This window comes from Ruegeria sp. BB10, assembly GCF_056535725.1.
This window is the reverse complement of record NZ_JBQFIW010000001.1, coordinates 3,568,300-3,580,452: the sequence shown is the minus strand read 5'-3', so window position 1 is coordinate 3,580,452 and position 12,153 is coordinate 3,568,300. Positions and strand designations below refer to the sequence as shown.

General features: G+C 54.6%; 9 protein-coding genes. 3 read left to right on the top strand and 6 right to left on the bottom strand.

Going from position 1 to position 12,153, the window contains the following annotated elements:
* Positions 1–79: 79 nt before the first annotated feature.
* Positions 80–721, top strand: a complete 642-nt coding sequence (locus ACR3EP_RS18320; protein WP_480638895.1) for a TetR family transcriptional regulator C-terminal domain-containing protein — start codon at positions 80–82, stop codon at positions 719–721.
* A 108-nt stretch (positions 722–829) separates the two neighbouring features.
* On the opposite strand, the gene ACR3EP_RS18315 is transcribed toward ACR3EP_RS18320, so the two are convergent.
* The 3 genes from ACR3EP_RS18315 to ACR3EP_RS18305 are packed head-to-tail and all read right to left on the bottom strand — an operon-like array spanning position 830 to position 3,385.
* A complete protein-coding gene (locus ACR3EP_RS18315; RefSeq protein WP_480638894.1) occupies positions 830–1,618 on the bottom strand; it encodes an SDR family NAD(P)-dependent oxidoreductase in 789 nt (262 codons plus the stop codon).
* Positions 1,619–1,630: 12 nt separating this feature from the next.
* A complete protein-coding gene (locus tag ACR3EP_RS18310; protein ID WP_480638893.1) occupies positions 1,631–2,596 on the bottom strand; it encodes an LLM class oxidoreductase in 966 nt (321 codons plus the stop codon).
* A 12-nt stretch (positions 2,597–2,608) separates the two neighbouring features.
* Positions 2,609–3,385, bottom strand: coding sequence for a CmcJ/NvfI family oxidoreductase (locus ACR3EP_RS18305; RefSeq protein WP_480638892.1), 777 nt, complete (start codon positions 3,383–3,385; stop codon positions 2,609–2,611).
* Between the two features lie 107 nt (positions 3,386–3,492).
* Here ACR3EP_RS18305 and ACR3EP_RS18300 point away from each other — a divergent pair, with 107 nt between their 5' ends.
* Both ACR3EP_RS18300 and ACR3EP_RS18295 read left to right on the top strand, forming a co-directional pair.
* Positions 3,493–4,404, top strand: a complete 912-nt coding sequence (locus tag ACR3EP_RS18300; protein WP_425082119.1) for a LysR family transcriptional regulator — start codon at positions 3,493–3,495, stop codon at positions 4,402–4,404.
* 279 nt (positions 4,405–4,683) lie between these two features.
* A complete protein-coding gene (locus ACR3EP_RS18295; RefSeq protein WP_480638891.1) occupies positions 4,684–8,004 on the top strand; it encodes an ATP-binding protein in 3,321 nt (1,106 codons plus the stop codon).
* A 213-nt stretch (positions 8,005–8,217) separates the two neighbouring features.
* Here ACR3EP_RS18295 and ACR3EP_RS18290 read toward each other — a convergent pair whose 3' ends face one another.
* The 3 genes from ACR3EP_RS18290 to ACR3EP_RS18280 all read right to left on the bottom strand — a co-directional run bounded on the left by ACR3EP_RS18290 (position 8,218) and on the right by ACR3EP_RS18280 (position 11,951).
* Positions 8,218–10,752, bottom strand: a complete 2,535-nt coding sequence (locus tag ACR3EP_RS18290) for a cation:proton antiporter (RefSeq protein WP_480638890.1) — start codon at positions 10,750–10,752, stop codon at positions 8,218–8,220.
* A 362-nt stretch (positions 10,753–11,114) separates the two neighbouring features.
* Complete coding sequence (locus ACR3EP_RS18285; RefSeq protein ID WP_480638889.1) at positions 11,115–11,579, bottom strand: GNAT family N-acetyltransferase; 465 nt, start codon at positions 11,577–11,579, stop codon at positions 11,115–11,117.
* A 129-nt stretch (positions 11,580–11,708) separates the two neighbouring features.
* Positions 11,709–11,951 (bottom strand): glycine zipper 2TM domain-containing protein, encoded by a 243-nt coding sequence (locus ACR3EP_RS18280; RefSeq protein WP_170350802.1) that lies wholly within the window; start codon positions 11,949–11,951, stop codon positions 11,709–11,711.
* Between the last annotated feature and the right edge of the window lie 202 nt (positions 11,952–12,153).

The following is a 12,153-nucleotide window of genomic DNA, read 5'->3' as shown; positions in this document are numbered from 1 at the left end:
CAACCGGGGCTGGCCAATTTCCCAAAGGCCACTAGAAGGACCCGCAAGAGACTGAAAACAAACAAAACCACCTGATCAGATGACTGGAAGACGACAAGAAATTCGAGAACGAAACCGCCTATCACTGATCGAGGCGGTACTCGACTCGGTCGCAGAAAAGGGGATTTCCGAGACGTCGGTCAGCGAAATCATTCAACGCGCCGATTTATCCCGCGGCATGATTCACCTTCATTTCGGGGGTAAGGACAACCTTGTCGACGAAGCTGCGCGCTATTCTTCCGAGCAATATTACAATGGTATTTATGCCATGCTGGAAACGACCGGACAGACAGGCCAGGAACATATTGAGATGATTGTTCGGGGTGACTTAAGCGAAGCCATTCTCAATAAGAAAAACGTCGCAATTTGGTACGCGTTTCGAGGTGAGGCCAGGAACAGAGCGGCAATCGCTGCGTTTTCAGATACCCGCGATGCAAAGCTTCGGAAACTGATCTTCAACGCGTTCGCCCGCATAGCGAAAGAGACTGAAATCGAACACCCAAATCAAGTTGCGCGCGACGCCACCCACGGCACGCTCGCCATGTTGGAAGGCATGTGGACTGACTACTTGCTTCACCCGGATTCCTTTGATCGCGACGAAGCAATGCGAATTGTCTTTCGGTTCCTGAGGGCAATGTTCCCCAAACATTTCGACCTTAGTGGCGCCCGGTTATGTCAATGAAGCTTGCGACACAGTGCCTGTCACCTGTGATGATGTCCATGAACGTGGTCTTGCCTACACCGTTAGGTGGTAAAGGTGGATGTCCTTGGCGCAGCCGCGCCGCCCAGATCAGCCTGTCTGGCTAATCAAGCCCTTGATTGTGTTTATGACGTTGGCCGCGTGATCTTTGTCGAGTGCTGCGGCATGTGGATCAGCGAAGGCCCCACTGTCATTGTCAAAATAGGCACCTGACGCGTCAGCAAACCGCCCGCCCAGGGCCGCATCCATCAGTATATCAGCGCCAATACTCATATCGTTCCCTGAAACGCCAAAGCCCTCTTTCACCATCTTCGAGGCCAAAAGCGATCCGGGATTCACTGCCACCATCACCGGCCCATCGGGTTGTAATTTGGCCCATTCCCTGGTCCAGATCGTGATAGCCAGCTTGCTTTGGGCATAGGCCTCCATATCTGTCAGCGGCACATTGCCCTGCATGGCCTTGACGTTTACCGGGGCCTGCGCCGCCGATGACAAGTTCACAACGCGCCCGTCGGAGGGAATGATCGGCAACAACAATTCGGTCAGCAGATATGGTGCAAGCGTGTTCACGACAAAGCGGATGTCCTGCCCATTCTCAAGCACTGTTTGCGGGGCTTTCAACACACCCGCGTTATTGATCAACACATCCAGTTGGTCATGTTTGGCGCGTATGGTTTCGGCCAGTTTTCGAACCGCGGACAGATCGCTTAGATCAGCGGTATAGGTTTCGACATTGCCACCGACTTCGGCGGCGGCGCTCTCCAATTTGGGTGCGCTGCGCCCGTGCAAAAGCACTTGGTGCCCGTCAGCGGCCAGTTTCTTTGCTGTCAGCAAGCCAATGCCGTCAGTTGAACCGGTGATAAGAACAGTCTTGGTCATCAGTTTTATCCTTTAGGAAAAGTCTGGCAGCACAACGTCCGCCAGACGTTCAAGTGTTGTGTCGATGGGTGCTTGATTGAACCTGAGGTTCAGCGCCACGTGATTGACCCCAAGGGTTTCAATCTCGCGAAGATAGTTGCACAGGAAATCAGTTCCGGACTGAAACCCAAGGTGGATCGGGCGAGGAGGTGCAGCGGGATCGGCAACGACATCGACATAAAGCGATTGCATAACCGGCTTGTCCGGTTGCCCTGCCGCCTTCGTGCGTGTTCGGTATTCCGCGATGACCCGCCCTTGGGCTGCGGCGTTGAGTGGATAGGTCATCCAACCGTCCCCGTTCCGTGCCACCCAATCGGAGGTTTGCTGGCTGCCGCCAGTGATAAGCAACGGCAAACGCGTGCCATGCGGCTTTGGCAACAGATCAATGTCGCCAGACAGTGTGCCCTGCCCGCTTTCATGCGTGGGATAGCCCAATCCGACCGCGCGGATGTACTCAACACTATCGCGGAAACGTGCCCCCCGATCGTCAAAGCCCTTGCTCATCGCCGGGTACTCCTCGGGCCGGTCACCAGAAGCAACACCCAAGAGCAACCGACCACCCGATAGCACGTCCGCGGTCGCCGCCGCCTTGGCCACATGGGCTGGGTGACGCAGAGGCAGGATCACACTCGACGTTCCTAGCGCAATCCGGTCTGTCACCGTTGCCAGCGCACCCAAATAGACAAATGGATCGAAAACCTGTCCGGCATCACCAAAACTTGGAACATTGAAAGGCACGTCGCGCAGCCAAAGTGCTGCAAACCCAAGGTCCTCTGCCCTCCGCGCGGCCTCTAAGTGGCCCTGCATCGTCGGCTCTGCGCCGACCGCATAGGATTCAAGCGGCAACACAAGGCCGACACTCAGCCGACCCGGACGATACACCCGGTTGTAAGCCACATTGATCTGGGCAAACTCGGTGGGCTGGATTCTATTCAACATATCTGCCCCCCTTTAATAGCGCACCAAGGTGCGGCTCTCGATGCTCTTGCGAATGGTGGAGATGCTTTGATCTTCGACCATATCGAGCGCGCTATGTGCCACCGACGGTAGCCCTTGACTGTCGTAGATGTTGAAAAACGCAACCTCGTCCGGCGTCATCTTGGAAAGATAGACCCATTCATGGTCAGGGTTTCCCACCAACCCCATGATTTGCCCTTTGCGGTCGGGATAGATCAGGTCCAGCAGAATCCAGTCAGAGGGGTCAACTGAAGACGGGCGAACAAAGCCCAGCGGGGCGGAATTGATCGGATGTTCCACAGGACGCCACACATTGACAAAGGCAAAGTGACCTTGCGCCCATTCAGCTGCGGTCTCGGCCCCCAGCAGATCGACAAGGCGCTGCTCAGCCCCGTCCTTGCTGTAGTCACTGTGGACGTTGCGCGCGGGCTTGCGCGTGGCACCGGGATCGTCGACCCGAACGGTGTGATCAAAAATCACAACCTCTTGCGCACTCAGCCTGTCCAGAAGCATCCCGGTCAGTTCCGCATCATATGTCTGTTTCCAGGACTCCCCGGTAAAATCCCAGACCTGCGATTTCAGCAATGTGAATTCTACGGCATCAGATGCAAATGTGACTGACGTTGCCTTCGTGCGGGTATCCGCCAGCGCAACAGTCGTTGGAGCCAGTTCTGGGGAAATCAGATTGCCCGCAACCCCACCTGAATCAAGTTCAAAGGCTTGCCGATAGGGCTTGTGAACATGGTAGTTGACTGTGGCTGTCCGTGTCATCTGCGCCTCCTGCCTAGGCCCTTTTGCGTCTACGAAAGGGATTTAATATCGATCAAATTGCAGATAAACTGCCAATATCAGGATTTATAATTCGGGTTTTGGATATAATGAGCCTTGATACAGATGCGCTCCGACTGTTTGTAAGGGCGGCAGAAATGCTCAACATCAGTGCTGCGGGGCGCACGTTGGGCATGGCCCCAGCTGTCTCCAGCGCAAAGCTTGCCAAGTTGGAACAGAGCCTGCGCTCTGAACTATTGCACCGAACGACCCGCAAAGTGTCGCTGTCTGTCGAAGGGGCCGATTTCCTGCCTTTCGCCCGCGAGATCATCGCGCAGGAAGAAGCCGCGCTTGCGGCCCTGGGCAAGCAGACGACAACGATCCGGGGCACATTGCGCTTTGCTGCGCCAAGCAGCTTTGCCCAACTCTACATCGCGCCGATCCTACCGACGTTTCTTCAACAGCACCCTGACCTCACATTGGACTTGCGCCTTTCTGATGTTCAGTTCGACCTGATCGAAGGCAGCTTTGACCTTGCACTTAGGAACGCGCCGCTTGTGGACACCAGCTTGAAAGGCCGCAAATTGGCCGATGACCGGCGCATCCTGTGCGCCGCGCCGCACTATCTTGAAACGCACGGAACCCCCAATACGCCCGCCGAACTGGCAAACCACCATCTGATCGCCTTCCAAAACCGTCAACCGCGCCCGCTGACAGGCCCGGCAGGCGAACGTGCTGTATTCGACCCCGCATCTGCCAAAGGTCAATTGATTATCGACGACGGCCAAAGCCAGGTCTGCGCCACGCTGGCAGGGGCCGGTATTTCCTTGAACGCTTTATGGAGTGTGCATGAGCAACTGAAGTCAGGCCGGCTGACACAGGTTTTGCCGAACTTTGAAGCCGCAGAGGACAATGTCTTGTGGTTGATCTATCCCAAGTCCAACGTGCTATCCCCCAAAGTGCGGGTGTTCATGGACTTTCTGATCGCAGAGATTGGCGCAGCGCCACCATGGGAAACATGAACCGGAAAAGATCTGTCGCTGTCGTGTGGGCACACATCGGGTTCTATGGCATCAAGCGATGTTGATTTTGCCAAGGCCGCCAATCTAAGTCGATCGTTGCCGTACACGGCTTAACGTCCAATACGCCAATGAAATCCTTGACCTACTTTGAATCAGAGTTCTTCATTGAGTAGAACATGATCAGAAAACACCGTTTGCACGACGGGTCAAACCAACAAGGGGAAGCATGCTGGTAGGGCGCAGGCGATAGTTCTGCTGAAACGGCAAGCAAAAATTTAGATGTCCGATATAGCGTCTTGGCTAAAAAAACATGGTTTGTCCAAGTATGCTGCTGCCTTTGCAGAACACGAAATCGAACATGGTGATCTTTCTGAGCTAACGGACGATGACCTTGTGACAATCGGCCTCCCCCTTGGACCAAGGCGGCGTTTCATGAAAGCTGTTCGCTTCGATGTAGAGGCAGGCCTAGACCCACACAACACCGGTACTGGCCCCGAAATCATCGCGGAACGGCGACAGCTTACCGTCATGTTCATTGATTTGGTCGGATCGACAGAAATTTCCCAACGCGTCGACCCAGAAGATCTGGCCGATGTTCTTCGACTTTTCAAAGAAACATGTGCTGCGTCGGTTGCTGCCTTTGATGGCCATATTGCCAGCTATTACGGCGATGGGATTATGGTCTTTTTTGGATTTCCCCACGCGCATGAAGATGATCCAGAGCGGGCAATTAGGGCGGGCCTGCGCATCATGAATGAAATGCCGAAAATTCGCACCCACGCGAAACTTAACGTCCGTATCGGGGTTGCGACCGGATTGGTTGTCGTCGGTGATCTGCGTGGCGAAAACATGTTTGAGGACGGGACGGCGATGGGTGAGACACCGAACCTGGCCGCGCGCCTTCAGGCAATGGCGGATCCAGGAACGATGATCGTCGCCCCCAGCACGCATCAGTTGGCCGGTGATACCTTCGAATACGTTCTGCGAGGCGCGTTCAAGCTCAAGGGTTTTGCTAAAGAGGTCGAAGCTTGGCAGGTGACGGGTGAGCGGCAAACCGTCAGCCGTTTTTTGGCAATAGATGATGTGTTGCTTAAGCCGTTGGTGGGTCGCTCCGCAGAATTAGAGACCCTCAATGACAAATGGACGCTTGCCAGCGGTGGTCACGGGCAGGTTGTACTTGTGTCGGGTGAGCCAGGAATTGGCAAGTCACGGCTGGTGGAAGAATTCAGGCAAGAATCTTCGGACTTGCTCGGCACGCGGATGCGATATCAGTGTTCTCCCTACCATTTTGCGACTGCGTTCTATCCTGTCATTCGACAACTTGAGAATGTCGCCAAGCTCCGTTCCGAAGACTCGAACGAGGCAAAGCTTGAAAAAATCCGTGCTGTTCTGGGCGATCAATCCAACGATGCATTGCAGCTGGCCGCGTCCCTTCTGTCCATCCCATTCGAGGATCAATTGGGCCCCCTGAACCTGACGCCTCAGCAGCTCATGGATCAGTCATTAGACCTGCTGCTAGGCAATCTCACGTCGGAAGCAAAGGAGCAGCCGGTTCTATTCTTGTTTGAAGATGCGCATTGGATTGATCCAACGACCAAGCTGCTTTTGGACCGAATAGTGGAGCGAATTCGCGACCTTCCGGTTCTGGTCGTCATGACATTCAGGCCCGAGTACGACCCGGGCTGGACGCTGCAATCGAACCTCACGAAAGTTGTTTTGAAGCAGTTGGATTTTCAAGAGGTGAAGAGCATTGTGGACGAAGTCGCAAAAGGTGAGGTGATCTCGGACGAGATGTACGACGCGGTCGCGGCAAGATCTGACGGAGTGCCGTTATACATAGAGGAAGTGACCAAAGATCTCCTTGAATCGGGCATTCTGACCAAGGGCCGAGACACTTATACGATGGGTGGGGCCTCTCCGGCCAACTCGGTCCCCAGCACGTTACATGATGCACTTATGGCGCGCCTTGATCGTTTGAGCTCTGCCAAAGAGGTGGCCCAGATAGGGGCCGTAATCGGGCCTCAATTCACCTATCCTTTGATCTCTAAAGTGGCCGATATTGGCGATAAAGCGCTGCGTGCGAACCTCGAACTATTGGTAGAAGCAGGCATTGTTACCGTTTCTCGCGCCGAAGATTTTGAAACCTTCAGCTACTGTCATGCCCTCATTCGTGACACTGCCTACAACAGCCTATTGAAGCGAGAGCGTCGTGTTTTGCACTCTCGCGTAGCGCAACAACTTGATGACACTTCGACGCACACGGGTGATGCCAGCCCAGAAGTGCTGGCCCATCATTACACTATGGCGGGCATGCGTAAGGAGGCCGTCAATTACCGGTATCTTGCCGGTCAGCGTGCTGTCCAACGATCTGCGAATACAGAGGCGAACACGCAGCTTTCCCTGGCGATCGAGCAATTGAGTGAACTGGAACAAAGCACTGAGCGAGACCGCAAAGAAATTGAGATTCAGGTTCTGAAAGCAGGCGTTCTACGATCAACCTCAGGAATTGCTGCGGATGAGACCGGCTCGGTCTACGCAAGGATCCGCGACTTGTGCGAACGCGTTGAAGAAACCGATCATCTGTTCCCGGTTCTGAACGGTTTGTATTCCTTTCATTTGGTGCGCGCCGAGTATGATTTGGCCAAGAACGTTGCCACGCAATTGCTGGAATTGGCGACTACAACACGCGAGACGCAGCACCAAATGGTGGCACATCGCGCCATGGGCGCCGTGTTGTTTCATATCGGGGAATTAGGTTCAGCATACGAGCATTTGAACAAGGCGTTAGAACTCTACAGCCGGAAACGTGATGGCCACCTCGCGTACATTTACGGGTCGGACCATGCGGCCATCACTTCGTGCTTTTTAAGTTTGGCCATGTGGATGCGCGGGGATCCAGACAACGCTCTTGAAGTTCAGACGCAAGCGGTGGCGGGCGCAGAAGAACTTGAGCATGCCCACAGCATTGCGCAGTCGCTGACCTATCTGTGCATGCTTTACCTAATGAGACGTGAACCTGAAAACGTACTCGGGGCTGTTGAAAAGCTTGAGGCGCTTTCAATCAAACACTCATTCACGTTCATGTCCTTGACTGCGACCCTCTGGCGAAGCTGGGTGAATGCGTATCTTTCGCCAAACCAGGAAACGATCCTTGCGTTACTGAAAGCTTCAGAAGCTTGGAGGGTAAGCGGGGCGGGAAACTATAAGCCGTTCTTTCTTACTCTGATTGCCGAACTCACACTTAAAACCGGTGATCGGGAAGGTGCCTTGAGCTTTTTGGCTCAGGCACGTGAATTCCAAAATCAAACCAATGAAGGATGGGCCCAATCTGAGACGGATCGGGTCTATGCGCTTGCGCTGTGCGAGAATGAAGTGGCCGAACAAGAGTTTCGTGAGGCTTTGAAATCTGCGAGGCGGCAGAAGGCAGGAATGCTCGAGCTACGCGTCTCGGTAGATTACATCAAGCAATGCAATCGTTTTGAACAAGCGCAAAGTGCCGACTTTGATCTAAGTGCCGTTTTAGAGAGGATCACAGGAGGTGAGCATACGACCGATGTGAGTGATGCATTGAAGCTAATTGCTGAAAAATCCGTCAGTTGAATCTCAGATATCCGCATGAAACGGCCGAAGCTGAAGCTTTTTGTTTTCGTTAGGTATTTGTGCAGATTTTGTAACGGCAATCGCGCAGTTTGTGTCCGTGCAGCCTTTTTTACGCACGCGGCGAATAGCTAGTTTTACCGTCCGCAACCCAGCAAAAAATAACCGGCTACAAACGGCTAGAATGGGTCGCAATCTCCTTCCATTGATGGCCTATCAGGAATTGGGCCCTTGTTCAGAAGATCCTACGGGCTCATCCAGATCCAACACTGCGGGGTCGATCATGCGTTTGTTTGCGCTCATCTTGACAGAATTCCGCATTGCCTCACTGCGCCGGAGCAATCGCCGGAAACGCGCTTCGTCGAGCATTAGCAGTGTCGAGGGGGCCAATGCCCGCACGTTTACGCGACGGGGCCGTTTCAACAGCATGGCCAATTGCCCAAACATTTCACCACGACCTAACCGCGTAGTATGTCTGCCGAGTTCCACTTCGACTGCCCCAGAAGCGATAAAGAATACACTCCCCGCGAATTCGTCTTTGGAAATGATCGTGTCACCCGCGTTGGCATATCGGGTTCGCAATGCTCTGCTGAGTTTCCTCAGTGACGCTTTGTCGAGATCAGAAAATAGTGGAAACTGCCGGACCAGATCCCGTCCTTTAAGGGCGATGTCCAGTACCGGACGCCCTTCAGACAAAGCACGTCGCGCCGCCACTTCCTGCATCAACACCGAATAGAGCTCTTCACCCACAAGGCCGTCCTCGCGCATGACCGCGTATTCACGCTCTTCCAGCCGCAGCGCCGTTCGCCGGATGAACCGCCGCTCCAGCTTTTCGGCGTAGCCTGGATATTGGAGCCGCAGTCCGTCAAGCGCTGCCTCAACCGCCTCGGATCGACGCGCCAACAGGTCGTCAAGCAATTCCGCAACCCGGCGGCCGTGGATTCGACGTATGCGCCCACGGACGAACCCATCAAGGTCCCGCAGGATCAGGCGCTGCATGAGCAGTCTTTCAAACCGATCCGTTGTAATACGCGTGAGTGGAAACGAGATTCGAAGCCGGTTGTGCAAAAAAACGGCGATCCGGAAAGACCTGCCGTAAACGACGGACCGGTTAGACGCGCGCTGATAGCCGAGCCGCCCTCCGGTCCGTGCGCCTTCAATGAGGCGATCCGCGTCTGACAGAATCTTCTCACTCAGCACAGATGACATGGTGCGCTCTCGCATCCGGGCCAACACGGAATCCCGCTCTGCCCCAGCCAGCGCAATAAGGCCAAGTGTGATCCGATCACGATCAAGGATCTGCGCGCTGTCTTCAGCAGCGTTTACGGCCTCGTCGAGGCGTTCACTGAACTGTTTGGCTTCGTTTCTGACGATATCGTGGGTCAAGTCGTAGTTTTCTGCAATGCGAGACACGTCCTCGCGCACCGATTGCAAGGCGACGGCGACCACTTGGCGTGACAGTGCCGTATCAAGCGGAGAGAGCCTATCGAGCCCCAGTTTTGTGATCACTGCGCGCAAGGTTGTTCCCTGCACAATCAGTGTAAACAGCGTAAAGCCAGTGGCCAGGATGCCGACCAGTCGCTTGGTCTCCAGCGGGATATGCGTGCTTTCGGTGACTGCCAGCGCCAGCGCCAGTGTCACGGCACCCCGCAATCCACCCCACAGCATCGCGGTGCGATAGGGGCGATCAACAGCTGGCGACAGACCGATTGTCGTGAGCAATGGCAACAAGCCGAACAGAACCGCCGCCCGTGCAAATACTGCAGCAAGAACCACCACGGCCAACAGGCCGAAGTCAGACGGCTGCACCCCTTCCAACAGTCTCGGAATCAGCAATGCCGCAAGAATAAAGATCAGCGCGCCCGCCCAATGTGCCAGCAGGTCCCATACTTCTTGAAGATTTGTCCAACCGGCCGGTGACAAACGACCGGGACCCGTGAGGTTAAGCGTAAGACCTGCGGCCACCACGGCGATAACGCCAGAAGCCCCGATGCTTTGTTCTGCAACGATATACGCGAGATATGGCAGTGCAACGGAAATAGAAATTTGTGCCATATCCCAGCGGTCGACGAACGCCATCACCCAAACAGCCATGCGCGCCATGAGCCAACCGGTGAAAGCACCTCCTGCGATTAGCAGCGGAAATTGCCCCACAGCTTCACTTAGCAATGGGTCGGGCCTTCCGAGCATGACAAAGCTCATGAATAGTCCGAAAAGAGCAATGGCAGCGGCATCGTTAAGGAGGCTTTCGCCTTCGATAATTCGCGACAGCCTGCGCGGTGCGGAGATTGATCGAAAAATGCTGACAACCGCCGAAGGGTCAGTTGTCGACACAATTGCGCCGATCAACAGACAGGCGGCCAGTGGCAGCGTACTTACCCAACTCAGCGCATAGCCAATGGAAAGTGTCGCCACGATCACCGCGACAACCGCCATCATCAGGATGGGCATCCAATCGTCCAGCATCCTGCGCAGGTTCATGCCAAGCGTCGCCTGAAAGAGCAATGTTGGCAGGAAAACATAGAGGAAGACGTTAGACCGGATCGGCAGGTCAATAATCGCTTGCGCGCCCGGGTTCAGCGCATCCGTCAGGTCGGTGTTAAGAAAAAATGCCGCGCCAAGCCCAATCACTATCCCAAGAACAGCGAGGATAACGCTGTAGGGCAAGCGCAATCGCGCGGCCAGTGGTTCCGCCACCCCGATTACAACAAAAAGAGAAGTGATGATGGTCGTAATGACGACGATATCCATCCATACGTATTACCTGAGAACTCGACCTAATGGAATCCACCCTTCAAGCGTTTCGACCACATCGGATCAAAGTGTTAAAATACACTCGCCAGGCTGTGCAGTTGCAGCCGATGCCAGCAGTGACTGGGCAAACTACGGCACCAGACCCACGATTCGACGGATTGAATAAGCCAACCGATTAGGCCGCCCCCAGGCGTTAGGTTCCGATGACTTCAATGGGCGCCAAACAACTTTAAGATCACTGGCCACATTCGGAGCAGTGCTATCCATCAAGCTGTGACCATGAAGAAGTTGCACGGCGCGTAAGCTGCTAGCTTTCTTGTGGTACCCTCTGCCATATCAGCGGCAGAGGGCCTATTTCGTCACAGGGCCTTTCGGAAGATAATCTTGTCATCGCCCTCCGCCCAGAAATCGCGGATGCGCGCTTCTTCCTCATAGCCATTCTGAGCATAGAACTTGCGCGCGAGTGCAAAGTTGTCAGTGCCAGATGTGTCTACGATTAAGATACGTTGCCCTTTGTCTTTCAAATACTGTTCCGCGGCCTTGACCAAGGCCGCGCCCAGACGTTTGCCTTGCAAGTCTGGGCGCACCGCGAGCGCGAGCATATTCCAGGTTCCGTCAGCAAGGTCTTCTGGAACGATGTAGCACAAGCCGACGGCTTCGTCGTCTGAGTGGCACGTAAGCCAGAGAGCTTCTGTTTCCCCTGACAATGTAGGTGCCAGCATATCCGGAAGCATCTCGCTTGGGAAAAGTCCTGTATTGTCCAGCACGGCTTTGAGACCCGGAATGTCGTCAGAAGACGTTGGCTTGATTATTGGATTTGTCATTTTCTAGTTTACCTTAAGGCACGATGCGGGCAGCAATCCGGAGCGACTTTTTTTCGACACTCCGACGCAGTATTTCAGCGCACCAAAAGGCACTTGAAAGGCCAGCACCCCACTTTCTGTGCCTTTTCGTCAGTTACAAGCCGACTGGCCAGCATACATTCCAAGTCCGGCACCAGCCGCCGTTGCAAGGGTCTGGCCCGTGCCTGAACCAACCTGATTGCCTAAGACGCCACCCAAGGCTGCACCCCCCAAAATCCCAGCGGCACATCGGGCGTCGTTTTGTGCTTGAGCCTGAGTTGGTGTTGTCGGGGCTCCACATGCTGCCAAGAGCAACGTGCCACCAAGCAGGCATACTACTGCTGTCTTCTTCATGTCGGTTTCCTTACGTTCACGCGTATGTCTTAGATGCTTGTTTCTGGACATGTAGGGTCTGCTCAACTGCTCTCCAACCTGTGGTCGATTTAGACGCGAAAACCCGCCTAGTGGCGCGGTGTTTCGCCAATTGAGCATTCTCGTCGCGCAGCTTTGGGGTGAACCACGCAGTTAATCAAGGCTTCCGGAGTTGCTCCACTTT

What these genes read in the sequence shown, in the direction of transcription:
- ACR3EP_RS18300 (WP_425082119.1), top strand. Translation starts at nt 3,493, where the DNA reads ATGAGCCTTGATACAGATGCGCTCCGACTGTTTGTAAGGGCGGCAGAA.
- ACR3EP_RS18320 (WP_480638895.1), top strand. Translation starts at nt 80, where the DNA reads ATGACTGGAAGACGACAAGAAATTCGAGAACGAAACCGCCTATCACTG.
- ACR3EP_RS18280 (WP_170350802.1), bottom strand. Translation starts at nt 11,951, where the DNA reads ATGAAGAAGACAGCAGTAGTATGCCTGCTTGGTGGCACGTTGCTCTTG.
- ACR3EP_RS18290 (WP_480638890.1), bottom strand. Translation starts at nt 10,752, where the DNA reads ATGGATATCGTCGTCATTACGACCATCATCACTTCTCTTTTTGTTGTA.
- ACR3EP_RS18315 (WP_480638894.1), bottom strand. Translation starts at nt 1,618, where the DNA reads ATGACCAAGACTGTTCTTATCACCGGTTCAACTGACGGCATTGGCTTG.
- ACR3EP_RS18295 (WP_480638891.1), top strand. Translation starts at nt 4,684, where the DNA reads ATGTCCGATATAGCGTCTTGGCTAAAAAAACATGGTTTGTCCAAGTAT.
- ACR3EP_RS18285 (WP_480638889.1), bottom strand. Translation starts at nt 11,579, where the DNA reads ATGACAAATCCAATAATCAAGCCAACGTCTTCTGACGACATTCCGGGT.
- ACR3EP_RS18305 (WP_480638892.1), bottom strand. Translation starts at nt 3,385, where the DNA reads ATGACACGGACAGCCACAGTCAACTACCATGTTCACAAGCCCTATCGG.
- ACR3EP_RS18310 (WP_480638893.1), bottom strand. Translation starts at nt 2,596, where the DNA reads ATGTTGAATAGAATCCAGCCCACCGAGTTTGCCCAGATCAATGTGGCT.